General features: G+C 49.5%; 23 protein-coding genes and 2 tRNA genes. 14 read left to right on the forward strand and 11 right to left on the reverse strand.

What is annotated here, in order from left to right:
• Positions 1 to 15 precede the first annotated feature (15 nt).
• Positions 16 to 630: a LysE family translocator gene (locus N7E60_RS04250; RefSeq protein ID WP_069587367.1), complete on the forward strand. Its 615-nt coding sequence runs from the start codon at positions 16 to 18 to the stop codon at positions 628 to 630.
• Between the two features lie 101 nt (positions 631 to 731).
• On the opposite strand, the gene smrA is transcribed toward N7E60_RS04250, so the two are convergent.
• Positions 732 to 1,316 (reverse strand): DNA endonuclease SmrA, encoded by a 585-nt coding sequence (gene smrA / locus N7E60_RS04255; RefSeq protein WP_269598206.1) that lies wholly within the window; start codon positions 1,314 to 1,316, stop codon positions 732 to 734.
• A 147-nt stretch (positions 1,317 to 1,463) separates the two neighbouring features.
• Positions 1,464 to 1,601 (reverse strand): DUF3149 domain-containing protein, encoded by a 138-nt coding sequence (locus N7E60_RS04260; RefSeq protein ID WP_069587366.1) that lies wholly within the window; start codon positions 1,599 to 1,601, stop codon positions 1,464 to 1,466.
• 306 nt (positions 1,602 to 1,907) lie between these two features.
• Between N7E60_RS04260 and N7E60_RS04265 the strand changes: the two genes are divergently transcribed.
• Positions 1,908 to 1,984, forward strand: a tRNA-Pro gene (locus tag N7E60_RS04265).
• 140 nt (positions 1,985 to 2,124) lie between these two features.
• A tRNA-Pro gene (locus tag N7E60_RS04270) sits at positions 2,125 to 2,201 on the forward strand.
• A gap of 306 nt (positions 2,202 to 2,507) precedes the next feature.
• Here the strand turns inward: N7E60_RS04270 and N7E60_RS04275 are convergent.
• Positions 2,508 to 2,945 carry a DUF411 domain-containing protein gene (locus tag N7E60_RS04275; protein ID WP_269598207.1) on the reverse strand — a complete coding sequence of 146 codons (438 nt, stop codon included), beginning with the start codon at positions 2,943 to 2,945 and terminating at the stop codon, positions 2,508 to 2,510.
• 12 nt (positions 2,946 to 2,957) lie between these two features.
• A complete protein-coding gene (locus N7E60_RS04280) occupies positions 2,958 to 5,900 on the reverse strand; it encodes a cation transporter (RefSeq protein WP_269598208.1) in 2,943 nt (980 codons plus the stop codon).
• A gap of 107 nt (positions 5,901 to 6,007) precedes the next feature.
• Between N7E60_RS04280 and cueR the strand changes: the two genes are divergently transcribed.
• The gene (gene cueR / locus N7E60_RS04285; protein WP_269598209.1) at positions 6,008 to 6,454 is read left to right on the forward strand and encodes a Cu(I)-responsive transcriptional regulator; all 447 of its coding nucleotides are present in this window, start codon (positions 6,008 to 6,010) and stop codon (positions 6,452 to 6,454) included.
• A gap of 21 nt (positions 6,455 to 6,475) precedes the next feature.
• Here cueR and N7E60_RS04290 read toward each other — a convergent pair whose 3' ends face one another.
• The 3 genes from N7E60_RS04290 to tesA form a co-directional block, all read right to left on the reverse strand.
• Positions 6,476 to 7,330, reverse strand: a complete 855-nt coding sequence (locus N7E60_RS04290; protein ID WP_077479690.1) for a co-chaperone YbbN — start codon at positions 7,328 to 7,330, stop codon at positions 6,476 to 6,478.
• 392 nt (positions 7,331 to 7,722) lie between these two features.
• Entirely contained in the window at positions 7,723 to 8,568 is an 846-nt protein-coding gene (locus tag N7E60_RS04295) for an SDR family oxidoreductase (RefSeq protein WP_269598210.1), read from the reverse strand.
• 11 nt (positions 8,569 to 8,579) lie between these two features.
• On the reverse strand, positions 8,580 to 9,194 hold the full coding sequence (gene tesA / locus N7E60_RS04300) for a multifunctional acyl-CoA thioesterase I/protease I/lysophospholipase L1 (protein ID WP_269598211.1): 615 nt from the start codon (positions 9,192 to 9,194) through the stop codon (positions 8,580 to 8,582).
• Here tesA and N7E60_RS04305 point away from each other — a divergent pair.
• Both N7E60_RS04305 and N7E60_RS04310 read left to right on the forward strand, forming a co-directional pair.
• Complete coding sequence (locus tag N7E60_RS04305) at positions 9,193 to 9,879, forward strand: ABC transporter ATP-binding protein (protein WP_077479687.1); 687 nt, start codon at positions 9,193 to 9,195, stop codon at positions 9,877 to 9,879. The two genes, tesA and N7E60_RS04305, sit on opposite strands and share 2 nt — an antisense overlap.
• The gene (locus N7E60_RS04310) at positions 9,869 to 12,310 is read left to right on the forward strand and encodes an ABC transporter permease (protein ID WP_269598212.1); all 2,442 of its coding nucleotides are present in this window, start codon (positions 9,869 to 9,871) and stop codon (positions 12,308 to 12,310) included. The genes N7E60_RS04305 and N7E60_RS04310 overlap by 11 nt, the downstream gene beginning before the upstream one ends.
• 133 nt (positions 12,311 to 12,443) lie before the next feature.
• On the opposite strand, the gene N7E60_RS04315 is transcribed toward N7E60_RS04310, so the two are convergent.
• Entirely contained in the window at positions 12,444 to 13,337 is an 894-nt protein-coding gene (locus tag N7E60_RS04315) for a TIGR01777 family oxidoreductase (RefSeq protein ID WP_269598213.1), read from the reverse strand.
• A gap of 235 nt (positions 13,338 to 13,572) precedes the next feature.
• Between N7E60_RS04315 and N7E60_RS04320 the strand changes: the two genes are divergently transcribed.
• The 7 genes from N7E60_RS04320 (at position 13,573) to N7E60_RS04350 (ending at position 21,002) form a co-directional block, all read left to right on the forward strand.
• Complete coding sequence (locus tag N7E60_RS04320; protein WP_269598214.1) at positions 13,573 to 14,298, forward strand: DUF1538 domain-containing protein; 726 nt, start codon at positions 13,573 to 13,575, stop codon at positions 14,296 to 14,298.
• Positions 14,298 to 15,077 carry a DUF1538 domain-containing protein gene (locus N7E60_RS04325; RefSeq protein ID WP_269598538.1) on the forward strand — a complete coding sequence of 260 codons (780 nt, stop codon included), beginning with the start codon at positions 14,298 to 14,300 and terminating at the stop codon, positions 15,075 to 15,077. Before N7E60_RS04320 ends, N7E60_RS04325 begins: the two co-directional genes overlap by 1 nt.
• Before the next feature lie 9 nt (positions 15,078 to 15,086).
• Positions 15,087 to 15,437: a P-II family nitrogen regulator gene (locus N7E60_RS04330; protein ID WP_069587355.1), complete on the forward strand. Its 351-nt coding sequence runs from the start codon at positions 15,087 to 15,089 to the stop codon at positions 15,435 to 15,437.
• Positions 15,434 to 15,856, forward strand: a complete 423-nt coding sequence (locus N7E60_RS04335) for a CBS domain-containing protein (protein ID WP_167314115.1) — start codon at positions 15,434 to 15,436, stop codon at positions 15,854 to 15,856. The genes N7E60_RS04330 and N7E60_RS04335 overlap by 4 nt, the downstream gene beginning before the upstream one ends.
• 194 nt (positions 15,857 to 16,050) lie before the next feature.
• Positions 16,051 to 18,492 (forward strand): hypothetical protein, encoded by a 2,442-nt coding sequence (locus N7E60_RS04340; protein WP_269598215.1) that lies wholly within the window; start codon positions 16,051 to 16,053, stop codon positions 18,490 to 18,492.
• Between the two features lie 625 nt (positions 18,493 to 19,117).
• Entirely contained in the window at positions 19,118 to 19,912 is a 795-nt protein-coding gene (locus tag N7E60_RS04345) for a carbohydrate-binding protein (RefSeq protein ID WP_269598216.1), read from the forward strand.
• Between the two features lie 28 nt (positions 19,913 to 19,940).
• Entirely contained in the window at positions 19,941 to 21,002 is a 1,062-nt protein-coding gene (locus tag N7E60_RS04350; protein ID WP_269598217.1) for a KTSC domain-containing protein, read from the forward strand.
• 164 nt (positions 21,003 to 21,166) lie between these two features.
• Here the strand turns inward: N7E60_RS04350 and metQ are convergent, their stop codons facing one another.
• The 3 genes from metQ to metN all read right to left on the reverse strand — a co-directional run bounded on the left by metQ (position 21,167) and on the right by metN (position 23,806).
• Entirely contained in the window at positions 21,167 to 21,982 is an 816-nt protein-coding gene (gene metQ / locus N7E60_RS04355) for a methionine ABC transporter substrate-binding lipoprotein MetQ (protein ID WP_269598218.1), read from the reverse strand.
• 113 nt (positions 21,983 to 22,095) lie between these two features.
• A complete protein-coding gene (locus N7E60_RS04360; RefSeq protein WP_077661809.1) occupies positions 22,096 to 22,782 on the reverse strand; it encodes a methionine ABC transporter permease in 687 nt (228 codons plus the stop codon).
• A complete protein-coding gene (gene metN, locus N7E60_RS04365; protein WP_069589335.1) occupies positions 22,772 to 23,806 on the reverse strand; it encodes a methionine ABC transporter ATP-binding protein MetN in 1,035 nt (344 codons plus the stop codon). Before metN ends, N7E60_RS04360 begins: the two co-directional genes overlap by 11 nt.
• A 266-nt stretch (positions 23,807 to 24,072) precedes the next feature.
• Here metN and N7E60_RS04370 point away from each other — a divergent pair, with 266 nt between their 5' ends.
• Entirely contained in the window at positions 24,073 to 24,696 is a 624-nt protein-coding gene (locus N7E60_RS04370) for a LysE family translocator (protein WP_240531960.1), read from the forward strand.
• Positions 24,697 to 24,730 lie beyond the last annotated feature (34 nt).

Genomic DNA, 24,730 nt, shown 5'->3' on the forward strand with positions numbered 1-24,730 from the left:
TAAGGATAATCCAGTATGACATTCACCATTTGGGCCTCATTGGCGCTTGTGTGTATGCTCGGCGCGATGTCGCCCGGGCCGAGTTTAGTGGTGATGGCGAAACATAGCCTCGCCAACAGTCGCTTACACGGTATTGTTGCGTCTTGGGCGCATGCGCTTGGCGTCGGTTTGTATGCGCTGATCACCATGTTGGGCTTAGCTGTGATCTTCAAACAATCGCCGTTACTCTTCACAGGTATTGCCTATACAGGGGCGGCTTACTTAGCGTGGCTTGGCGTCAAATCTTTGTTGAGCCAAGGTGGCGTGGCGTCCAAACTTGAAGCGGGTAAACCGGCAAGCTTAGGTGAGGCAGCGCGGGATGGTGCGATGATCTCGATGCTTAACCCCAAACTGGCGCTCTTTTTCATTGCCTTATTTAGTCAGTTTGTCGCCATTGGTACCGATTTCTTTAGTCGCAGTGTGATTGTTTTAACACCGCTACTGATTGATGGCTTATGGTATACCCTGATCGCGTTTCTGCTCTCCAGCGCCAGTGTGGTCGATAAGCTACGCCAACATGCCGTGTGGGTGGATAAGCTCTCAGGCGTGGTGTTAATCGCGCTATCAGTTCGGGTGGTGGTGACGCTTTAAACCGCATAACGGCCGAAACATAAGTACAAAAAAAGACTGGTGGCTCACCAGTCTTTTTTCTTTGGCGCAAGACAGCGCCGTATCGTGTTGGGGCACATTCGCTAGGCGCGGCGGCTCAAATGGCGCTCGCGCGTTTCCAATTTTTTCTCTTGGCTTTTTTTCAGCATCACGTAAAGCGCTCCCGAGCCACCTTGATGGCGCAGCGCCGAGTGATAACAAAGGACATCTGAGATTTGCTGTAACCACTGGCACACATAGCTTTTCATCATGGCCGGCGGGTTACTGCGCTCTCCTTTACCATGCACAATCACCACGGTACGAATATCCATACGCTGACATTGTTTTAAAAAGCGTAAAATTTCATCGCGCGCTTTTTCCAACGACATCTTATGCAGGTCGAGCCTTGCATGAATGTCATACTTCCCTAAACGCAGTTTACGGAACACGCCTTCTTGCACACCCGCGCGCTTATAGGCCATGACTTCGTCCGGTTTCACCATGGTGGCGTAATCCAACGACAAATACTCAGGGTCGCTGTCGGCCAGCTTTTGCGCCGCTTGCTGTCGTGCCAGCTGTGCTTCAGTTGGCTGGTGAGATGCCGGTTGGGTCTCTACTTTGTCCTGCTCAATGGGGTCAACGTCAAACATCATCTCGCGGAACAAATCAAACTCATTTTTATCACTCATCGCTCTTATGCCATGTGTGGTTTGATACGATTTGGGGACAGTATAAACGAAATAAAAAAAAGAAACCCAGAGCCACATTCTGTGACCAACCATGTGACCCTGGACTAAGCAAGAATGCTTAAAGTTAGGTAGGCAATAAAAAACAGGTTATTGAGGTTTGGACGTCATCACTTTATAGATGAAGTAACCACCAAAAAAACTGATTAAGCCAAATGTACAGATGATGACAATCATGGATGACAAGCCGACTGCATTGCCGAAAAGGAGATCAAGCCAAAAGTCCATAGTCTGTACCCTCGTGTCCGTTAATGTAGGGTCAGAATGCCAATAGGCAGTTAGTTGAATACTGATCAGGATCAAGTCAGAGAGGTGAACAAATAATAAACATATGTTAACGGGAATTGGATCACAGTCTCTGCGTAACTGACGTTTCTTTCACCGCTTAAGCGTGAACAAGAAAAAATTTATCGGACAGGGCTTGAGGTTTCGGTGGGCTTGAGTATTATAGGCCACCTCAGCGCGGGGATGCACTTGGTCGCATAGCCCTTCGCTTGACAAGATAAACGTCAATTCGTAAAACTTGTCATATGTCGGTGAATAGCGCAGTTTGGTAGCGCATCTGGTTTGGGACCAGAGGGTCGGGGGTTCGAATCCCTCTTCACCGACCACTATTCAGTTAGTGGAGAGCGCATTTAGTCGGGGTCCGGAAGCCGGTCCAGCGGAAGGCCGCCCCATCGAAGCCCTCTTCACCGACCACTATTTTAAACTGAGTGATCGAAGGTTACTTAGTTGACGTAAAAAGCATTAACGGTGAATAGCGCAGTTTGGTAGCGCATCTGGTTTGGGACCAGAGGGTCGGGGGTTCGAATCCCTCTTCACCGACCAATACAAAACCTCAGCCTCTCGGCTGGGGTTTTTTCATATCAAGATGGAGCATCTGAGTTATGCTTGCAGAGGGTCGGGGTCCGGAAGCCGGTCCAATCGAATCCCTCTTCACCGACCAATACAAAACCTCAGCCTCTCGGCTGGGGTTTTTTCATATCAAGATGGAGCATCGGAGTTATGCTTGTAGAGGGTCGGGGTCCGGAAGCCGGTCCCGCGGAAGGCCGCCCCATCGAAGCCCTCTTCACCGACCAACGCAAAACCCCAGCCTCTTGGCTGGGGTTTTTTCGTTTTATTGCAGGTGAGTGCTTAAGGCTTAGGATAGTGCTGGAAAGCCTCAGTATGACCTGTTTCGTCAAATGCCATCACCGTGTATGGCTGGTGACGATCGCCATATTCCATACCCGGCGAGCCGATCGGCATGCCGGCAACAGCGAGACCTTCATAGCCTGTATGGGTGGCAAGGAGCTTTTTCACTTCCTGTGCGGGCACATGGCCCTCAATCACGTAGCCGTTGATGCGAGCAGTGTGACATGATTGCATGTCGGCAGGCACGCCCATCTCTTGTTTGACGGCCGCCATATTGTTGTGCGGTTTAACCTCCAGCTCAAAGCCGGCTTGCTCCATGTGCTCAACCCAATCGTCGCAACAGCCACAGCTGGGCGATTTATACACCACACCGCTTGCGGCCATCGCTGAGGCACTCATCAGGCCTACGGTTGCTACAAGTAGTTGTAAACGCTTCATTATCACTCCTTGTTACTTCTCGTCTGATTTTATTTTGAAAAAACGTAGTCTATTGGCGTTGGTCACCACAGTGATCGAAGACAACGCCATTGCACCGCCGGCAATGACGGGGCTGAGTAACATGCCGGTAAAGGGGTAAAGGATGCCGGCAGCGATCGGGATCCCCAAGGTGTTGTAGATAAAGGCACCAAAGAGATTTTGTTTCATGTTGCGTACCGCGGCTTGAGATAGCCCAATGGCGTCTGCCAAGGCGCCAAGGTGTTGGTGCATCAGCGTAATTTGCGCGCTTTCTATCGCAATATCGCTGCCGCTGCCCATCGCCACACCGACATCGGCTTGCGCAAGTGCCGGCGCATCGTTGATACCATCACCGACCATGGCAACGCATTTACCTTGCTGTTGGAGAGACTGGATTTGTTCCGATTTTCCATCAGGCAGCACACCGGCAATCACCTGATCAATGCCCAGCTGACGGCCAATCGCATTGGCGGTATCTGGGTGGTCGCCAGAGAGCATGATCACCTCAAGCCCCTGTTGTTGCAGGCGAGCGATAGCGTCTATGGCGTCATCACGAATCGGGTCACTGACACCAATCAGCGCTTGTACGCTGTCCGCATTGGCAAGGTAAATCGCGGTTTCGCCACGCTGAGTCATGGCGTCGATATCGGTTTGGTGGGCGTCAGTATCTATCCCTTGTGCCTGCATCCACGCTTGGTTGCCGATGTAGTAACGTTCACCGTCGATCTTGGCCTGGATCCCTTTGCCAGATTCACTGTTAAAGTCATTTGATGTCGGCAACGCAAGTGTCTGCTGCTTGGCATAGCCAACAATCGCTTGGGCCAATGGGTGCTCGGAGTGTTGCTCCAGTGAGGCAGCAATTGCCATGAGGCGCTCTTGGTCGCCGTGAATAGCATTCACATGCGTGACTTCGGGCTGGCCGCGGGTCAGTGTGCCCGTTTTATCAAACACCAAGGTGTGCAGTTTTGCCGCGGTTTGCAGCGCATCAGCATCACGGATTAAGACCCCGACTTCGGCGGCGCGACCCACCGCAGCGGTAACGGATAGAGGGGTCGCCAAGCCAAGCGCGCAGGGGCAGGCGATGATCAACACCGTGGTCGCGGTGACCAGCATGTAGCTGACCGACGGCTCTGGACCGACAAAATACCAGATAGCCGCGGTAACAATGGCAATGGCGACCACGATAGGCACAAATACCGCTGAAATACGGTCGGCAAGCTTCGCCAGTTCAGGCTTACTACTTTGCGCTTCGCGCACTAAATCAATAATACGTGCCAACATGGTATCGCTGCCCACACCAGTGGCTTTAAAGGTTAAGCCACCTTTTTGGTTCACGGTCCCGGCATGAAGCGTGTCTCCCGCTGTTTTATGAACAGGCACAGGTTCACCGGTCAGCATGGATTCGTCGATATAGCTGCTGCCATCAACCACTTCACCATCAACCGGTACCTTAGCGCCAGGTTTAACCCGCAGTGTCATTCCCTGTTTCACTTCATCAAGCGGACGCTCTGTTTCTTGTCCGTTTTCAATGACTAAGGCTGTAGGTGGCTGTAAATCAAGTAATTGGTCGAGTGCTTTAGACGTATTGGCACGGGCACGTGCTTCAATCGCATGGCCTAAGCTAATCAAACCAATGATCATGGCTGAGGCTTCAAAATACACATGACGGGCTTGCTCTGGGAATAATGCAGGCGCGATGACCACCGCGGTGGAATACAGCCACGCGGCACCGGTACCGAGCGCCACCAACGTATCCATGGTGGCACGTTTGTGCATCAGCGCTTGCCAGGCATTGGCAAAGAAGTGACGGCCACCGGTTGCAAGTAAGATCAGGGTCAGCACGGCAATCACGCCCCACGCCCACTGATCTTGGGTCGATTGAATGGTCATACTGCCACCCAATACCCCCCAAGCCATCAGCGGTGCGCCAAGCCCTAACCCTGCAAGGGTACTGCGTTTAAAGCTTTTCAGCTCAGAGGCTTGCTGAACCTGTTGGCGTTCTCGGCGGTCATTATCATCTTCCACCTTTTCGGCGCCATAGCCTGCGTTTTCTACTGCTTGAATAATCTCCTCTACCGTTGCATTGCCTTTAACAATGGCACTACGCTCAGCAAGGTTCACGCTAACATTGGCCACGCCATCCACACTGCTGATAGCAGTTTCAACACTTTTGACACAGCTTGCGCATGTCATGCCGGATAACACAAACTGCATGCGTGAGTGGCTGGATGAAGGCTCAGTGCGCGTCTGGGCTTTGGCTTGTTGCTCAACCTCGGCGGTCTCGGTTTGCGGTTGATGCGGCTCGGTTGATGAGGACGTTGCTTGGCTGGGATCGATGAGTGTGGCCCCAAAGCCCAACGCTGCGATCGATTCAATCAGCGTCTCGGCGCTGAGCGTCGTGCGCACGGTCGCCCTGTCTTTGCTGACTTGATAGTCAAAAACGGCATCGTTTTCATCGAGCGCACGCTCCACTTTCGCCACGCAGTGACCGCAGCTTAACCCCGACAATGCCAATTCATGCTGATAACCGACTTGATAGCCAAGGTTCTCAATGGTTTGGATGATGGAGTCCAAGCTCAAGCTGGTATGAATATCTGCATGGGTTTTAGTTACCGAGTGCGAAAACACGGTAGGCAGGGCATCCAATGCGGCTTCCACTTTGGCGACACAGCGCCCACAGTTCAGCCCACTTAACGCTAAGGCATGACGAAAACCGGCTTGATATCCCAGTGTCTCGATCGCGTCGACGGCCTGTCTAAGCGTCGCTTCAGGGTTATCTCCGAGTACTTCCAGCGAGATAGCTTGTGTATCCGCCTTTTCTATGCGGACGTTATCGACTGTTCCCACTGCTTGGGTCACTTTTTTCACACACCCGTTGCAGCTCAACCCGTCGAGAGGCAAGGTGTAATAAGTCATGGTGGTATCTATGGTTGTCATTTCCGCTCCTTAATGATCACAACACGGCGCACGTGTTGGGGAAACGTCGCAACATCAAGTAAACTGAACCATAAACCTTATAGCTACTGGAAGGTCAAGGAGCGAGAATGAAAATTCAGCAAGTCGCCGAAAAAACCGGTTTAACCACCAAAACCATCCGCTTTTACGAGCAGAAAGGGCTGATCACGCCGCCACACCGCGCCGACAATGGGTATCGTGATTATCGCGCGCAGCACGTGAGTGAGTTGCAAATGATCCGTCGGGCGCGATTGGTGGGGTTTACCTTGGAAGAAAGTGCAGATTTGTTAGCGTTATCGCGCGATCCTTCTTTACGCAGTGCCGATGTGAAGGCACGCGCCGAGAGTAAATTGATGGAGATCGATGAAAAAATTGCCGAGCTGGCGGCGATGAAAACCACCCTTCAGGCGCTTACCCAAGCGTGTCCCGGTGATGGTGACGCGCAGTGCCCGATCATCGAAGCCCTGCGCGGGGACAGTGAGCTAGACAGCATTGGTCTTACCGAAAGTCAGTGCTGCCAAGCGTCGGCGAAATAGCTGCCAAGTGTGGGTGAAAAATTAGTACAGTAGCGAGTACAGTTGACGGCGATAACGTGAGGCAATCTCGTTGCCTTGACCTAATGCGGCCAGAATATCCATCAAGGTTTTCTTCGCCTCTCCATCGGCGTGATTCATATCGCGACGGAGAATGTTCATCAGCAGCTCAAGTGCGTCTTCGCTACGATTGATTTGGTTAAGTTGTACCGCAAGCTCATAGGCAATATCTGCATTATCTGGGTTCTCAGCCAGTGCATCTTGCAAGTTGCGGATCTCTGGCGCGTCAGCAGCTTGATTGTGCAATTCAATTTTCGCGATCAGCCCTTTGTAGGTCGCGTCTTGATCTTGCATCAACACCGTATCTAGCACGGCTTGCGCTGCATCAAACTGCTGGGTCTCGACCAGACATTCGGCCAGCGCCAGTTTAAAGTCTCCCTTCTCACCGTGGCTGCTCTCAAGGGGTTTTAGGATCACCAAGGCATCGGTGTAATTGCCTTCCGCCATCAATTGACGCGCTTGGTCAAACGCTTGATCTTCTGGGCTTGGCAGGTGCTTATTCAGCATTTCGCGCACCGTCTCTTCATTTTGCGGGCCGGCAAGGCCATCCACCGGTTGACCATCTTTAAACAGAGCCAGCGTTGGCAGTGCGCGGACGCCAAACTGGGCGGCAATCAGCTGCTGCGCTTCACAGTCGATCGTGGCGAGCGTAAAGGTGCCGTGGCTATCGTGAGCCACTTGCTCGACAACCGTTTTCAGCTCAACGCTTTCGGGCATCATGTTTGCCCAAAAATACACCAGCACCGGCGTGCGTGAAGAAGACTCAAGAATTTGCTGAAAATTATGTTCGGTTAATTCAACGATATAGTTTGCGTGCATCATGGATCCCGACGAAGTGTGTTTGCAATAAGGGTGGGGGCAAATGCGTCGAAATTCAAGCAGCTGAGATACGAAAAAGCCACCCAAGGGTGGCCTATTTCGTCGGTCTGCAAGCGAGTCCATCAAAGATGACGAGTGCGGGTTACAACACGAGCACCACGCACAAAGCGACGCTCAAGCAGAGCCAGTTCAATTGATGCAAGGTCATCAGCCGGCTCCTGTTGTTTATTATTGTCGGTGTTATTGGCTTGGCAGCTTGGCTGCCAATGAAGGAAAGCGTGTCAGCAAGTGGCCGTTTCCACTCATGCAAGCTAGATTAATCGCGATCTATGACATTGATGTGACAATTGCGACATAAAACACGTTTTTTTTACGATCATCTTCCCATTGCATTAACTGCCTTTGAGCAAGACCCGATCGAGCCAACGGCTGGGAAGGAGCCGTTTGAGGAGTGCCATCCACACTGTCGGTTGCGTTACGCGATAACGCACCTTGGGACGCGGCGAGAACAGCGCATGCGTCAGTGGTGCAACGAGCGCGTCGGCGGGCAGGGTATATTTGTTGCCGCCTTCGTCTGCAGCAAGACGGTCTATTTGGCTTTGATATGCGTGCTGGTGGCGACTTTTATTGGGTTCGACCCAGTGTTTAAAGGCGCTGAGCGCATTGGCACGAAACGCGGTTTCAATTGGACCAGGCTCAATCAAGCTCACCTTAATGGGCGTATCGCTCAGCTCTAAACGCAGGGTATCGGTCCAGCCTTCGAGGGCAAATTTGCTGGCGTTATACGCGCCACGGTATTTCAATGCCACAACACCCAGCACCGAGCTATTTTGCACAATGCGTCCCTCGCCGAAATTGAGCAGCATCGGCAACAAGGCTTGGGTTAAATGGTGCCAACCAAACACATTGGTCTCAAACTGGGCGCGTAAGGCATCGGTGGGCAAATCCTCCAGCGCGCCCGGTTGGCCGTAAGCGCCGTTGTTAAACAGCGCAAAGAGTTTGCCACCTGTCATTTGCGCGATTGTGTTGACTGCTTGGTTGATGCTGGCCGTGTCTGACACATCCAATTGAATACAGGTTAAGCCTTCTTGCTGTAAACGGCTGACATCGTCAGGCTTTCGGCAACTGGCGATCACCGTGTGCCCTTGCTCATGCAAAGCTTTGGCGCAGGCATAGCCGATGCCGGTGGAGCAGCCGGTGATTAAAATGGCGTTGTTTAATGGCGAAGCCGTTTCCATGACATCCTCACTCATGATTGTGGCGCGTCGGACAAATAAGGCGCGAGCTTTTCCGCCATAAAATCGGCAATCCAAGGTTGTGCTTCCGGCATCGGGTGAATGCCATCATCACGCATCCATTCAGGCTTTTGGATCACAGTCTCCATAAAAAAGGGCAGCAAGGGGGTTTGTGTTTGCTCTGCCAGTGTAGGATAAATATCAGCAAATCCTTGTGCATAGCGCTGGCCATAATTTGGCGGAATTTGGATTTGTACCAATAAAGGCGTGGCATCGGCCGCACGAGTTTGGGTGATCAATTGTTCAAGGTTGTCTCGTATACGGTTAAACGGCCAACCGCGTAGGCCATCGTTGCCGCCGAGCTCAATCAGCACCCATTCGGGCTGGTGGCGTTCTAATAATTGCGGCAGACGCTGCAGGCCATTGGCGGTGGTATCGCCGGAAATGCTGGCGTTAATCACCTCAATCTCGACATCATGGTCGTTGAGTGCGCGCGGCAGCTTAGCAGGCCAGGCTTGTTCAGCCGCCATTTGGTAGCCAGCGCTTAAGCTGTCACCAAGGACAAGGAGCGTTTGTGCACTGGCACTGCTCACCCACAAAAAACACAACAAAGTAAGGATGCGTAACATGGCCTCTCCTGTTATTCGAGCCGAAAAAATTGCAAAACATGTCGTGACACGCGAACAGCCGCTTACCATTCTGCAGGATGTCTCGCTACAAATCGAGGCAGGCGAGTCGATTGCATTAATGGGCGTGTCCGGCGCAGGAAAATCCACCTTAATGACCTTGCTTGCAGGATTAGATACGCCCAGTGAAGGCGAGGTCGATCTGCTCGGCCACAAGCTTTCCACCTTGGATGAAGATGCGCGCGCGGCGCTGCGGGCCGAATCGGTGGGGTTTGTGTTCCAAAGTTTTTTACTGGTGCCGTCACTGAACGCGCTTGAGAACGTGATGCTGCCGCTGACCATTCGCGGTGAGGAAGAAGACGAAACTCGCGCCAAGCAACTGCTGGCCTCGGTAGGCTTGCAAGGGCGCGAAAGCCATTTGCCGTCGCAATTATCTGGCGGGGAGCAACAACGGGTGGCCTTGGCGCGTGCGTTTATTATTCGCCCACAAGTGCTGTTTGCCGATGAACCGACCGGCAACCTCGACCAAAAAACCGCGGCGACCATCATTGATTTATTGTTTGAACTGAACGAAAAGCATGGCACCACCTTGGTGTTGGTTACTCACGATCCGGCGCTGGCAAAGCGTTGTCAGCGTACCTTGATGATGGACAGCGGCAAGCTACAGGAGCGAGTGAATGGCGAGTAAAAACGGACTACTCAATCGCTGGGCGTGGCGTGAACTGTTACACGGGCAAATTTGGCCCGTGGCGGTGGCCTTGGCACTGATCATCACCTGTGTGTTTGCGCTATCAGCATTGGCCGATCGCATTGAAAACGTGCTCACCCAGCAAGGGCGCAACCTGATTGCTGCCGATACCGTGCTGCGTACTCGTCAGCCGCTTAACACCGAGCAAATTGAGGCGTTTAAACAAGCTGGCGCCACAGTATCGGCCCAAACCCGTTTTGGCACCATGGCGTTCAGCGAGCAAAAAATGCAGCTGGTGAGCGTGAAAGCGGTGGATAGTCTGTATCCGCTGCGCGGTGACTTGGTGCTGGAGCAAAATGGTCAAGCCATTGGCGGTGACCGACGCATTCAACCCGGTGAGCTATGGCTGTCTGAGCGGGTGTTTAGCTTGCTGGATGTGAAAGCGGGCGACACCGTATCGATTGGTAACCTCGATTTAACGGTGAGCGGTACCTTGGCCGCGGAGCCGGAACTCTCGTTTAACCCCTTTAGCCAAATGCCTGCGGTGATGATGCATCGAGCCGATGTACCTGCCGCTGGCGTGGTACGCGAAGGCAGTCGGGTGCGTTATCGCTACTTTTTAACCGGTGACGAGCCCAGCCTAAGCGCGGCTAAAGCCAGCTATACGCTGCAAGATGGTGAGCGCTGGGTGGATGAAAACACCTCCGATCGCACTGGGGATATGCTGGACCGCAGCCGTCAGTACTTGTCATTAACCGTGGTACTGGTGATTGTGATGGCCGCGGCGACGTTAACCTTAACTTGTCAGCACTATGCTAAAAGCCGCGCGGATTTGGTGGCGATGCTAAAAAGCCTCGGCGCCAGCCAACAATGGGTGCGACGCTGGTTGGCTCGGCAGTTAACCTTATTGTTTGTCCTTGCTACCGCCGTAGGCTTGGCCGCCGGTTATACACTTGAAGTGTTATTGCGCTTGCCGCTGACCGATGTGCTGCCTTCACCGCTGCCAAGCTATGGCTGGGTGCCTTGGGTGCTTGCGCCCGGTGTCGCGCTTTTGGTGGCGCTGCCTGCCTTGGGCGTGCCGCTGCTTAAATTGCTGGATGCGCCTGCGTTGGCCGCGGTGCAATCGCAGGCTGCCCGTGGGCGTCAACGTCGCGGCACTGCGGCGATCTTAATCGCGATACCGGCGGGAGCACTTGCACTGTGGGCGTTCGACAACACCTTGCTATGGACAGTGCTGGGGGCGATGGCAGTGATGATCGTCTTGCTGGCGCTGGCAGGGTTAGGCTTGCTCCGGTTGGTGAAATCACGGGTGCGTGCCCCTTCGGTGAAATTGGCCCTTAGCCGAATTACCCGCAACAAACTGGCTAGCAGCGTGCAATTAGGGGCGCTGGCGATCTCCTTTATGCTGTTGGCTATCATCTGGCTGCTGCGTACCGATTTGCTCGCTGATTGGGGACGGATGCTGCCGCCCGATGCGCCCAATGTGTTTGCGCTGAATATTGCTCCGAGCGAGCAGCAAGGCTATGTGGGTGAACTCGATGACGCCAGCTTGATGCGATCTGATGCCTACCCAATCGTGCGTGGCCGGCTGGTGGGCAAAAACGGTGAGCGTTACCAGATCCCCACCGATGAAGCCGAGCGTGATGAAGCGGATGAGGCTTTGCGCCGCGAGCTTAACTTCACCTGGCGCGAAACCTTGCCATCACACAATGAGGTGATTGCCGGAGACTGGCCAACTGAGAATGGTGTATCAGTGGAGGCAGACATTGCCGAGCGCTTGGAGATTGAGATAGGCGACAGCCTGACCTTTAGCGTCACCGGCCAAGACTTTACTGCCACGGTGAACTCGATTCGTGAAGTCGAGTGGCGCAATATGCGGCCTAACTTCTATTTTATTTTCGACCGCGAGACGCTAGCCGACAAACCCGCCAACTGGCTGGTGAGCTTCAGGCTCGATGAATCGCAAACGCCCTTGCTCAATCGGTTAGCGCGGGAATATCCGACCGTCACGCTGCTTGATTTGCGTACCATGAGCAGCCGTATTCAATCGATTTTGCGTCAAATTGGCTTGTCGCTTTCGGTGTTGGCAGGGCTGGCGGTGATCAGCGGCTTGCTATTGCTGCTCACCTTGCTGCGTATCAGCCTGAGCGAGCGTCAGCAGGAGATAAACCTCTATCGCACCTTGGGCGCGAGCCGCACCCGTATTCAGCGCACCTTATGGAGCGAATATGGCGTGATGGCCTTTGTATCGGGCCTGATGGCGGTGCTGGGCGCAGAAGCGGCGATGGTCGGCCTGCTGAAATGGGGCTTTGAAATGGAGGTACGCTTGCACCCTGAGCTTTGGGCGGTGTTGCCTGTTGTGGCCGTCGCGCTGGTGTTTGTCACGGTCGCCTCGATGCTGCGCAAACTGATTGATCCGCAGCGGCGTTAATACGGGGCGGCGGATAAGCGTTCGCCTTTTATATGCAAAAAGCGGGTATCAATTTTTTTGATACCCGCTTTTTTGTGGAGAACGCCCGAAAAATCTAACCAGCAACATGCTTAGGCGAAAAGCGAATGGGCGATTAAAACAGTGACGCCATCGCTTCTTCTACTTTGGGGTGTTGGAACTTAAACCCTGAATCTTCAAGAGCATGGGGCAGGGCGCGCTGGCTATCGAGCAGCAAGTGCGAGGCTTCCCCCATCATGGCCTTAATCGCCACGGTAGGCACAAAGAAAAGGTGCGGGCGTTTTAAGGCACTGGCTAGCGCCTGACTAAAGCGTTTATTGGTGACCGGCTCTGGCGCGGTGCAGTTAAACGGCCCTTGCAACGCAGGCGAGTCAAGCAAATGTATGATTGCTGCAACCATATCATCAATATGGATCCACGGCATGTATTGCTGGCCTTTACCAATCGGGCCACCAAGGCCAAGTTGGTAGGGCAACATCATCCGTTTTAGCGCGCCGCCTTCGGCGCTTAACACCACACCGGTGCGCAGCAGGCACACTCGCGTATGTTGTGAGGCGCCTTTTAAGGCAATTTTTTCCCACTGATGACACACATGCTGGGCAAAATCATCGGCTTGGACCACCAAGGTTTCATCGAACGGATGGTCTTGCTGATCGCCGTAGTACCCCACTGCCGAGCCGCTAATAAAAGTATGGGGCGGCGTGCTGCTGGCATGAATTTTCTCCACCAGCTTTTCTGTTAGCCCCCAACGGCTGGTGCAAATGATCCCTTTTTGCTGCTCGCTCCAACGCTTATCGGCAATTGGCTCACCGGCAAGGTTAATCACAGCATCAAAATCATTCAGGTGGGGAAGGTCGTCAAGACGCTCTATCGCGGCCACCGAGTCCCCGAATATCTTTGTCACCTTTTCTTTGTCGCGCGAGAGCACGGTGAGTTGATGTTGAGGCTGCAGCTTGGCGACCAAGGCTTTGCCAATCAGGCCCGTGCCACCTGTGATTAAAATATTCATGCCTAGAGTCCTAAAAGGGTGACGAAATCTCTGCTGTTAACGCTAAGGGGCTTTTCCACTAAGCGCAAGTGGTTGCTTTGTATCCTGTTACGTGTGGCAGCGAAAATTGGTTTGATCGCGCAGTTTTCTGCTTTGTCACTCGCACCGCACATTGGGAGTGCTAACATAAATAGGCATATAAACACTGTGCCTTTTCAAGGTCGATGTTCGTTACGCAGGGAGTCATGTCACCCACATGCAGGCGTTGTTCAAATCACTACTTGGTAGTTTTCGCGATCTCTTACCCATCATTTTAGTGATTGGTTTCTTTCAAGTGGTTGTCCTTAACCAGCCATTGCCCAATTGGTTATCCATCACCATTGGGCTAGTGCTCGTGGTCGTTGGGCTGACCTTATTTGTGTACGGCTTAGACATGGGGCTGTTCCCGATTGGCGAATCAATGGCGCATTCGCTGGCTCACAAAGGCAGTTTAGGATGGTTAATTGCGTTTGCCTTCTTACTAGGCTTTGGCACCACGATTGCGGAACCTGCACTCACCGCGGTGGCGGCGGAAGCAGCAGATGTCGCCGCTAACGGCGGGATGATAAACACCACAGAGGCAGCCAAAGACAGCTACGCCAATGGGCTGCGGCTAACCGTGGCGCTCTCGGTCGGCTTTTCGATTGTGCTTGGCGTAGTGCGGATTATGAAAGGTTGGCCGATCCACCGCTTAATTATCGGCGGCTACTTGCTGGTGGTGGCGATGACTATGGTGGCACCGCCCAGCATTATCGGCATTGCCTATGACTCGGGTGGGGTAACCACCTCTACGATTACAGTGCCATTGGTGACTGCGCTCGGCGTGGGACTAGCAACCGTGATTAAAGGGCGCAACCCGATGGTGGATGGCTTTGGTTTGATTGCGTTCGCCTCGCTATCACCGATGATCTTTGTGATGGCTTACGGCATGGTGGTGGCGTGATGGATGCTCTGCGCCTGTTTATCGACACCTTTTTCTCCACCGTGCGCGATGTGATCCCGATTATCGTCATCATCTTCGGCTTTCAACTCTTCGTACTGCGCAAAGCGCTCAACAACCCCAAACGGATCTTGTTTGGATTTTTCTATGTCATTTTGGGCTTGAGCCTATTTTTAATGGGGCTGGAGCTGGCGCTATTCCCGCTTGGGGCTTCAATGGCCGAGCAGCTCACTGCCACTGATTTTGTTGGCGCAGCACTCAAAGCGGGCGGCGAGATTAACTGGCAAGCCTATTACTGGGTGTACCTATTTGGTGCCGCGATTGGTTTTAGCACCACGGTGGCCGAACCCTCGTTAATCGCGGTGGCGATCAAAGCGGCCAAAGTGTCGGGTGGGGCGATTCGAGTGAACGGCTTACGTGCCTCGGTGGCGCTTGGCGTGGCAATGGGAATTGCCTTGGGATGCTATCGCATTGTGGTGGGCGACCCGCTCCATTACTACATCATCACCGGCTATGTGGTGGTGGTGATCCAAACCTATTTTGCCCCGCCGTTTATCGTGCCCTTGGCCTATGATTCTGGAGGGGTAACCACCTCAACCGTGACCGTGCCCTTGGTAACGGCGCTGGGGTTAGGGCTAGCCTCTACCGTACCGGGAAGAAACCCGATGCTCGATGGGTTTGGCTTAATTGCGTTTGCCAGTTTGTTTCCGATGATCACCGTGATGGGCTATGCCCAAATCACAGCCTATTTACAGAAAAAGCACGCACAGCGTTCATCGTAAGGAGAGCCTATGCGGTTCAAATTAATCATGGCGTTTATTGAAGATGCCAAAACCGATGCGGTGCTCGATGCCGCCAGACAAGCCGGCGCTACCGGCGCGACCATTATTAACAACGCGCGTGGCGAAGGCTTGGTGAAAAAGAAAACCTTTTTAGGGCTGACGCTGGATGTGCAGCGAGACGTGGCCATCTTCCTGGTGGAAGAGCACTTATCACGCGCCATACTCGAAACCATTAATGACGTGGGCGAGTTTGATGCCACCTCCGGCAGTGGCATCGCGGTGCAAATTGATGTGGAAGATGCCGTGGGCGTGGCCCACCAAATGCGAGAATTAACCGAAGTGGTGAAGGATGAGTTATGAAACAACATAAAACGGTAAGAGATGTGATGCATGCCCATGCCGTGTGTATTGATGGGCTCACCACGGTCGAAGAAGCGATCCGCATTGCACGCGAACAAGAAGTGAAAGCGATTATCGTCAATAAACGCGATGAGCATGACGAATTCGGCATTGTATTAATGAACGACATTGCCAAAAAAGTGCTCGCCAAAAACCGCGCGCCATCACGGGTGAATGTTTATGAAATTATGACCAAACCCGCGCTCAGCGTATCGCCCAATATGAACGTGAAATACTGCGCCCGTTTGTTCGAACGCTTCGGCATCAGCCGCGCCCCCGTTATTGAAAACGGCCAAGTCCTCGGTATGGTCAGTTATAACCTGATCGTGATCTACGGCATGCTTGCTGAAGAAGTAGAGAGCCAGAATCGGAAGGATTAGGGGGATAGGTGTAAAGGTGGTTTTAAGGGAGAGGGGCTAGCTCATTTGTGACCCCATTGTGAGTTAAGTAGTCTTCAGTACACGTTTTTAAGCCAGCTTATTTGACGTAGTTTTTCTAATCAAATTATTATGCCATTTGTTGCTTTTCTCATGTGCATCAATTTGAGATAGCCTCATGTTACTAAGGATGAAGAATGAACGATCTACATCAGGCTCGACAAGTCCTTTTTGAGCTAGCTGAGAAGTATGGAAAGGCAGATATTAAAAATGAAGCACAAACTCGTTTTCATATCATAGATAGTATTTTGGAAGATTGCTTTAACTGGCGAGACGAGATTGAAGTTGAAAAATATGAGTCAACAAATGGCTTTACTGACTATGAGTTGGGAAAACCAAGAATACTTGTTGTAGAAGCTAAACGAGAAGGTATTCCATTTGATATACCTGCGGGTCTATCTAAACAGTTGACTATTCCGATTCAATCTCTTTTCGAAGCTAGTTCAGCTCTTAAAGAAGCTATCGAACAAGTGCAGGCTTATTGTGCTAGACGAGGTGTTCCCTTGGCGCTAGTTACCAATGGTCACCAATATGTAGCATTTTTGGCCTCGCGAACCGATGGTGTAGATGTTCTGGATGGAGATGCACTAGTTTTTACTTCACTTGATCATATGCATCATCACTTCACTCAAGCTTGGAACTGTTTATCAAAAGCAGGCATAGAAGAGAATAGACTTTTTAGATTACTGACTACTGGTGATAAAAGACTTCCAAATAAGCTTTCAAGCCAATTGGTCGATTATCCAAGGATTAGGTATCCAAGTGAAGTACAAGCTTCACTTAAACAGCTTTCTGAGTTGTTCATACAAGATGTAATGGATAACCCTGAGCTAGAGAGCAACTTCTACAAAGACTGTTACTGCGAAAGTGGAGCGTTAAATAAATATGCTCTACTGAGCAAGAATGTACTTGAGGCAAGATACGCTGCAATCTTTAGTGCATCAGAAGATCAACCATCAGTTCAACCTGTAAAATCCAAAAAAGGCTCAAATTTTTCGCCTGATATCGTAGCGGAAGCATTGTCCAGGCGTCCTATAGTTCTGATAGGGGATGTAGGTGTAGGAAAAACATCATTCGTAAAGAATTTAAGGCATAACAGCGCACACGAAGAGTTTAGTAAGGCTATTTATGTCTACATTGACTTAGGTGCAAATGCTTCCCTCAATACAGAAATAAACTCATTTATTTTGGATCAGATTGAGCATCAGTTACTAAGACAATATGAAGTTGACACCTACGATAACAGTTTTATTCATGGGGTGTATGATAGTGAAATTCGAAGGTTTGCCAAAGGATTATGGGGAAGTTACAAAGATTCAAACCCAGAAAAATACCAAGAAAAGCTGATAGAAGAATTGGCTAACCTCGTAGAAAACAAAAGTAACCATATGAAGCGCTCCATAGAACATATTGCGAAGGGGAGAAAAAAACAAGTCATAATTTGTATTGATAATGCCGACCAACGAGACTTCGACATTCAACAGGAAGCTTTTATTATTTCCCAAGAGCTAGCCAAAGAATGGAAAGCTACTGTATTTCTGTCTGTGCGACCACAAACATTTTATAAGTCTAAACGTTCAGGTGCGTTAACAGCTTACCCACATAAAATCTTTACCATATCTCCACCACGAGTAGACCAAGTTGTGGAAAAAAGACTGCGGTTCGCAGCTAAATTAGCTAGAGGAGAGCATGCGATCGATTTACCTTCTGTTCGATCTGAGAATTTAGCCTTATTTTTAGAAGCATTAGTTCGATCACTACAAAATAACAGAGATCTAAACGAGTTTTTAACGAATATTACTGGCGGCAATATCCGTGCGGTAATAGAATTCGTTACTGGGTTCATTGGATCTCCGAACGTAGAGGCACAAAAGATAATTGATATAATGGAGAAGGAAGGGGACTATCGAATTCCTGTACATGAGTTTTCTAAACAGGCCCTTTTAGGTGACTACTCTCACTACAGTCCAGATACATCAATTTCAATGAACGTGCTAGATATATCTAATGCAGACCCAAATGAACACTTCTTAGTCCCAGTTATTATTTCGTATCTTGATACGAAAGGTGGGCATTTGGACAAGGACGGATTTTGTAGGACCGAAACTTTAATAGAGGAATGTCAAAACGCTGGCTTTACGACAAATCAGGTAGAATTCGCATTGAGGAGAGCAACGAACAAAAAGCTGATCGAAACCTCGCTAAGAGTTACGTTTGAAGAAGACGAAGATAGTAATCTTATTGGAGATATGCCAGATAGTTTTAGGGTAACGACTATCGGAGCGTATCATATTAAGAGGTGGCTTGGTGAATTTGCATATCTTGATGCTATGCTTTTTGATACTCCAATAATGGACGAACTTTCCAGAAATGCACTAATAGTAGACTTATCATGCTTAAAAATTGCGAGCAGATATGCAAGAACAGTCATTTTTAGAGAGTATTTGAGAAATTGCTGGCGAGCTTATAGTAGCGCTCCCTCATACTTCGACCTTGAGGAGGCATTTTCAATGGGAGATGACAGTTTCCAAAGGGTTCATAAAGCAATCAAGAAATACGAAATGGATGAGAAGAAGTAATCTGTAGTACTTTAGTGCCTGAACCGAAGCCATAAGTTGGAGATGTTTTCCAACTTGTTTTTGTCCATTTCCAAGCCAAAATGCTGTCGACTTATCCTTCTCGCGTTACTCCAACCAAAGCCCGCATTGTTTAGTGCGGGCTTGCTCATTTCCCAGTATGTCCAGTTGAGTGACATCCAGCTTTTGCCGACAGCGCCGCTATCGCCACTATGACTTCAGTGACTTCGAACCACCAAGCCTCAACGCCACCCCTAACGCATTCAACTCTATCATCAGCGATCTGCCTCGCATCGCTAGACGTGAACGTAATCAATTTATTTATTAGTAACTTAGCGCGACTTCTATGGCTACTTGGGTTTTTAATTTATGTCCATGTGTCACTTTTATAGAGTGTTAATTTATATGTTGATCGTAAAAATATGCAACTGATAAATGTAATGTTTCTATTTTTAGGTTTTGTCACTCTAAAAGATAATGATTTAAATTTTGTTTTTATTCCTACTTATGCAGTATACCTCCTGTCTAAAGAGGTTTTATAATGGCTATGAATATTTTTTCTTTTTGTCGTTTAAAATCTGGGTAAGTCAAAGACCTAATAATTGGTTAGTGCGAAGTTGAGGATAAGATGAAAAGGATAAAGTTAATTGGATTGCTGACTTTTGTTTTTGCTAGTGCTTCGTCTTATGCAGGGGTAGATGATTGGAATTCGGAGTTGGTATATAAATCTGGAGATTTAGTAGAGTGGAAAGGGCATAAATATATAGCATCTCACTGGACTAAGGGTATAGAGCCTTTACCCAACAATATTAACTGGGATGGTTGGATTTATATTGATAAGGATAAATTAACAATTTGGGATAGTAATAGAGTATATAAAGGTGGAGAAATCGTTGAAATTAATGGTGATTACTACCTGGCTAGTTGGTGGAATAAAAATGAATATCCTGAAACTGCGTCATCTTGGCAGCATTTAGTTGATGTTAAACTAGATTTAGAACCAGAGCCAATGCCAGATAACAATACCATTGAAGGGATTGATTTAGATCATAATGGTGTTAGGGATGACTATGAGCGAGCAATTAGTGAGATCTATGTTGATGATGACTTGATTAAAGTTGCTATATCTGCCAGCCAAGAGTGGAAGTCACTGATAAAAATTAGTTTAGATGAAGATATAATAATAACTCAGGGCTTTGCGAGTGAGAAATTCTCTAACTTAATATCCTTGAATAAATGCTTTTCAGAACTAAGAAGAATTAACCCTCAATTTGAAACGCCATCAAAGCTATATTTTAATACTTTAGATAGAGCAATGGAAAAAAGAAAAGCAGAAAACAAGCTCTTTAAAGCGCTTAAAGGCGATTTGAGAAGTGTTCATGTGGCCGAAAGCCCGTGTTTAAATACTGATTTGGTGAAGTGATATGAGAAGGATTTTTTGGACTGTTTTCGTGATTATCTCTTTTCATTCTCATGCTGGTAGCTGGTGTGAAAAGAACATAGATAAGCTACAGTTGTTTTATGTGAATGGTATGTACACGACACCATCTGCATTTATTTCAAATATTAAGGATATTGATGATTTTCAAGACGGCTATCTGACTAAATTTTCGAAAAACGGTCCTGTAGAAGGCGCTTATAATGACTATGAAGGTCATCTTGGACAGATCTATGAGGTTGCAAGACAAAAGTACCAGGATTTAGATACTGACACCCAAGAATATCGCTTGCTAACGGCTATCCTTGGTGGTTATATTTTAGAACTATCTAGTGAAGATTTTAATATTATTACTCCTTTTATTATTGAGGTTATGAGCTATTTGCCAGACCACGATATTAGGAATGAAGTGGAATATAAAAATGCTAAGATGAAACTTGGAACATTACTCAATGATTGCGCTAGGACGATTGTTATCGGGCACTCACAAGGCAACTTTTATAGCAATGCATTGGTAAGTGATATAGGTTCATCATTTGTCTATCCTAATGGTTATGCAATGAGTGAATATCCAATGATAGGTATGATGGGAATAGCTAGTCCGGCGAGTAGTGTTGGTGGTGAATTCGGCAGTATTAATCCTAATATGGTGGATGTTCTTACTAACAACAATGATCTTATTATGGAACTAGTTAGAGATTGGATTGGTTCAGTTCCATCGAATTATGATGCTGTTGAAAATCTTCTAGATTCAACTGGGCACGGGTTGGCTGCTTCATATCTTCACTCTCATGGTCAAGCATCTACTATTGCGTCTAAAATAGATTCAATTACTAGTAATTTAGTGCCATTCCCTCTTTTTGAACAGCATCCATCAAGCTCATCGGCAATTTCACATATTGGATATTCAGAGGTTAGTGAGTTACTGGATGTTCGCTTTAACTATGGAGGAGGGTATCGTTATACAGGCGTGTCCAATACCATTTGGGAGCAATTTTATTATTCAACATCGCACGGCAAGTTTTTTAATGAAAAAATCAAAGATCATTACTTGTATCGTAAAATTGAACAATAATAGATTGTATTAAAAAATAGGGAAAGCTTTAGGCCAGTAAATAACATGATTTTGCTTATAGGTTGACCTGCTTTACTGTGTCCTATCACTGCTTTTATTTATTTAGTTAAAGCCCGCACTTTTCAGCGCGGGCTTGAGCATTTCAGTGTGTTGAACTTACTGGCTTACCAGCCTTTCACCACCGCGCCGTCAAAGACTTCCATCGCGGCGTTATAAACCGCGTCAGTTTGGTAGGCTTGGATAAAGGTTTTCACGTTTTCAGCGTCTACGTTATCTTTGCGCGCCACAATCAGGTTTACGTAAGGCGATTCTTTGTCTTCAACAAACAGGCCGTCTTTGCTTGGGGTTAGGCCCACGCCGGCGGCAAAGGTGTTGTTGATGATCGCAATGTCCACGTCTTCCAGTGAGCGAGGCAGTTGTGGGGTTTCTAGCTCGATGATTTCCACGTTTTTCGGGTTCTCAACGATATCCAGTTTGGTGGCGTTAATGCCGGCGCCTTCCTTAAGTTTGATAATGCCTTGCTGCTCAAGCAATACCAGCGAACGGCCAAGGTTCGATGGGTTGTTAGGCACGGCAATTTTACCGCCTTCTGGTAGATCCTCGACGCTATCTAGCTTGTAAGAATACGCTGCAATCGGATACACAAAGGTGTTGCCTGCAATCGCAAACTCGTAGCCACGGTCTTTGATTTGTGCGTCGAGGTACGGTTTGTGCTGGAAGGCATTCACGTCCACAGAGCCATCGGCGAGGGCGGCGTTAGGGGACACATAGTCGGTAAAGGTAATGAGCTTCACTTCAAGGCCGAGTTTTTTGGCTTCTTGTACCGCATATTCGGCCACTTGTGCTTCTTCACCGGCCATGACGCCAACGGTGATTTTGCTGTTGTCTTGCACGGCAGCTTCTTTTTCACCACAGCCGGTAAGGGCAAGGGTTGAGGCCAGTCCGAGTGTGGCAAGCAGTGTTTTAATCGTGGTTTTCATTGTCTGTCTCCCTTTTAAAAAACGTATCCGTTTTGACGGTAGTCCCGCACCACTTGTGGCCGTGTGGCATCCCAAGTGGCTGGGACAAATGTTGTGTTTATGTGTTTGGGTGTTTAGCGGTGATTTGTGCGACGCACTAAGTAATCTCCGCATGATTGAATCGCTTGTACCAGCACGACCAGCATCACAACCGTGATCAGCATGACGGTGGTATCAAAGCGCTGATAACCGTAGCGAATGCCCACATCCCCGAGGCCGCCACCGCCGACGGCACCCGCCATGGCGGAATAGCTCACCAAGGTGACTAAGGTGATGGTGGCACCATTGATGATCCCCGGTAGCGCTTCGGGCAGCAGCACTTTGTAAATAATTTGCGTTGGGGTTGCGCCCATCGCTTTTGCGGCTTCTTCCAACCCTGCGGGCAGCTCTAAAAGCGCACCCTCTACCAAACGCGCAATAAATGGAATCGCGCCGACCGTAAGCGGCACAATGGCTGCCGCGGTGCCGATGGAGGTGCCCACCACAAAGCGAGTGAATGGGATGATAGCCACCAACAAAATAATAAACGGAATGGAACGGCCGATGTTCACGACGGCGCCCAAAATTTGATTAACCCGTGGCTGTGCTTTCAGTCCGCCTTTTTTGGTGATGTGCAACAGCACGCCAAGTGGGATCCCGAATACAAAGCCAAGCAGCCCGGAGACCAACACCATGTAAATGGTTTGGCCGGTGGCATCGGCCAGCAGTTCAATCAGTGCTTGGTTTTGTCCAATCCATTGGGTTAACGCATCAATCGACATAGCCAAGTACCTCCGTGGCGACATGGTGTTTGTTTAGGTAGTGAATCGCATCATCAACAGCACTCTTCGGGCCCATAATCTCCGCCAAGAGTAGACCAAATTTCACGCCGCCGGCGTAATCAATGTCAGAACTTAAGATGCTGATATCAATATTAAATAAGCGCGACATCTGGCTGATCAGTGGCTCGTCGACGGTGGCGCCTGTAAATTCTAGACGCACCAGCGGATAGCTGCCTTTAAAGTAGTCTTTTTGTAAGCGTTGGGCGTAATCGTGTGGCACCGACAAATCCAAGGTGGAGCGAATAAAGTTTTTCGCTAACTCGGATTTAGGATGAGCAAAAATATCGCCTACGGGGCCAGACTCAACCAGTTCGCCATCACCAATAATCGCCACGTCGTGACAAATGCGCTTCACCACATCCATTTCGTGGGTGATCAGCAAAATGGTGAGGTTGAGCTTTTCATTAATGGTTTGTAGCAGTGACAAAATCGATTGTGTCGTCGCTGGATCCAGTGCGCTGGTGGCTTCATCACAGAGCAATACATTTGGGCTTGGCGCCAGCGCGCGAGCGATAGCAACACGCTGCTTTTGTCCACCACTGAGGCTGGCGGGATACACATCACGCTTATCGGCCAAGCCGACCAAATCCAGCAACTCGCTGACGCGCGTTTCAATTTCATCGCGGCGAGTACCACTGAGCTCCAGCGGCAGGGCGATATTGTCGAACACGGTGCGCGACGACAGCAGGTTAAAGTGTTGGAAGATCATGCCGATTTTACGGCGCGCTTGGGTTAACTCACGGTTGGGTAACGCAGTAAGGTTGACGCCGCCCACGGTCACTGAGCCGCTGGTTGGGCGCTCAAGCAGGTTAACCATCCGGATCAGCGTGCTTTTGCCCGCGCCAGAGGCGCCAATCACACCAAACACTTTTCCTTTCGGAATAAATAAATTGATGTCTTTAAGGGCATGAATTCGGCGCTCCCCGAGTTCGAATACCTTGTTGAGTTGTTTTATCTCAATCATCACATGTCCTTAGCGATAAATCTTATGACATCTCGCAGCTGTCCAGCGCCTTGCACCTTGGCTGTCGGGTCTCTCTGGTTATTGATGCTATGGTTTCGTTAAAAACAAGTCAATGGATATTTTTACTTCTAGACGTCCAAATGGCAATAAGTCTAACCGTCCGGTTATAAATTGAGCGAAGGGCTTGATCTCTGCAGGCAAAGCGCGTTAACTGATAGCCTCCGTACCTAACTGTTAAGACTGTTGTTTTTATGTCTCCCCTGTTGATTGATACCACCATGCTGACGCTATTTATTCCCACCTTCTTTTTTGTGTCGGTTACGCCCGGCATGTGCATGACATTATCGATGACCCTTGGCATGACAATAGGCGTTAAGCGTAGCTTACATATGATGTGGGGCGAGCTTATCGGCGTGGGGCTGGTCGCGATAGCCTCTGTCATTGGTGTGGCGACGGTGATGCTGAACTATCCCACCGTATTTCAGGTGTTTAAATATGTCGGTGGTGTGTACTTGGCGTATTTAGGCGTACAAATGTGGCGCTCTCGCGGCAAGATGGCGATCCCAAATGAGGATAACGATAGCCCCAATGAAGCCTCGGCATTGTCGTTGGCCGCGCAAGGCTTTGTGACCGCCATTGCCAACCCGAAAGGTTGGGCGTTTATGATCTCGCTGTTGCCACCGTTTATTAACCCTGCAATGTCACTACCCAGCCAGTTGAGCGTGCTGGTGTTGATCATTCTTTGCACGGAATTCAGTTGTCTTATGCTGTATGCCAGCGGTGGGCGTACCTTGCGTCAGTTTTTGCAGCAAAAGGGCAATGTGCAATTACTGAACCGAATCGCCGGCACCCTGATGATCGGGGTCGGATTTTGGCTGGCGTTGGGATAAGTGCTTTCATGGTGTTGTTGAGCATTTTATTACT

The organism is Salinivibrio proteolyticus, from assembly GCF_027286365.1.
Taxonomy (GTDB): domain Bacteria; phylum Pseudomonadota; class Gammaproteobacteria; order Enterobacterales; family Vibrionaceae; genus Salinivibrio; species Salinivibrio proteolyticus.

Coding starts and splice junctions, on each gene's coding strand:
- N7E60_RS04250 (WP_069587367.1), top strand. CDS start 16: ATGACATTCACCATTTGGGCCTCATTGGCGCTTGTGTGTATGCTCGGC.
- smrA (WP_269598206.1), bottom strand. CDS start 1,316: ATGAGTGATAAAAATGAGTTTGATTTGTTCCGCGAGATGATGTTTGAC.
- N7E60_RS04260 (WP_069587366.1), bottom strand. CDS start 1,601: ATGGACTTTTGGCTTGATCTCCTTTTCGGCAATGCAGTCGGCTTGTCA.
- N7E60_RS04275 (WP_269598207.1), bottom strand. CDS start 2,945: ATGAAGCGTTTACAACTACTTGTAGCAACCGTAGGCCTGATGAGTGCC.
- N7E60_RS04280 (WP_269598208.1), bottom strand. CDS start 5,900: ATGACAACCATAGATACCACCATGACTTATTACACCTTGCCTCTCGAC.
- cueR (WP_269598209.1), top strand. CDS start 6,008: ATGAAAATTCAGCAAGTCGCCGAAAAAACCGGTTTAACCACCAAAACC.
- N7E60_RS04290 (WP_077479690.1), bottom strand. CDS start 7,330: ATGCACGCAAACTATATCGTTGAATTAACCGAACATAATTTTCAGCAA.
- N7E60_RS04295 (WP_269598210.1), bottom strand. CDS start 8,568: ATGGAAACGGCTTCGCCATTAAACAACGCCATTTTAATCACCGGCTGC.
- N7E60_RS04305 (WP_077479687.1), top strand. CDS start 9,193: ATGGCCTCTCCTGTTATTCGAGCCGAAAAAATTGCAAAACATGTCGTG.
- tesA (WP_269598211.1), bottom strand. CDS start 9,194: ATGTTACGCATCCTTACTTTGTTGTGTTTTTTGTGGGTGAGCAGTGCC.
- N7E60_RS04310 (WP_269598212.1), top strand. CDS start 9,869: ATGGCGAGTAAAAACGGACTACTCAATCGCTGGGCGTGGCGTGAACTG.
- N7E60_RS04315 (WP_269598213.1), bottom strand. CDS start 13,337: ATGAATATTTTAATCACAGGTGGCACGGGCCTGATTGGCAAAGCCTTG.
- N7E60_RS04320 (WP_269598214.1), top strand. CDS start 13,573: ATGCAGGCGTTGTTCAAATCACTACTTGGTAGTTTTCGCGATCTCTTA.
- N7E60_RS04325 (WP_269598538.1), top strand. CDS start 14,298: ATGGATGCTCTGCGCCTGTTTATCGACACCTTTTTCTCCACCGTGCGC.
- N7E60_RS04330 (WP_069587355.1), top strand. CDS start 15,087: ATGCGGTTCAAATTAATCATGGCGTTTATTGAAGATGCCAAAACCGAT.
- N7E60_RS04335 (WP_167314115.1), top strand. CDS start 15,434: ATGAAACAACATAAAACGGTAAGAGATGTGATGCATGCCCATGCCGTG.
- N7E60_RS04340 (WP_269598215.1), top strand. CDS start 16,051: ATGAACGATCTACATCAGGCTCGACAAGTCCTTTTTGAGCTAGCTGAG.
- N7E60_RS04345 (WP_269598216.1), top strand. CDS start 19,118: ATGAAAAGGATAAAGTTAATTGGATTGCTGACTTTTGTTTTTGCTAGT.
- metQ (WP_269598218.1), bottom strand. CDS start 21,982: ATGAAAACCACGATTAAAACACTGCTTGCCACACTCGGACTGGCCTCA.
- N7E60_RS04360 (WP_077661809.1), bottom strand. CDS start 22,782: ATGTCGATTGATGCGTTAACCCAATGGATTGGACAAAACCAAGCACTG.
- metN (WP_069589335.1), bottom strand. CDS start 23,806: ATGATTGAGATAAAACAACTCAACAAGGTATTCGAACTCGGGGAGCGC.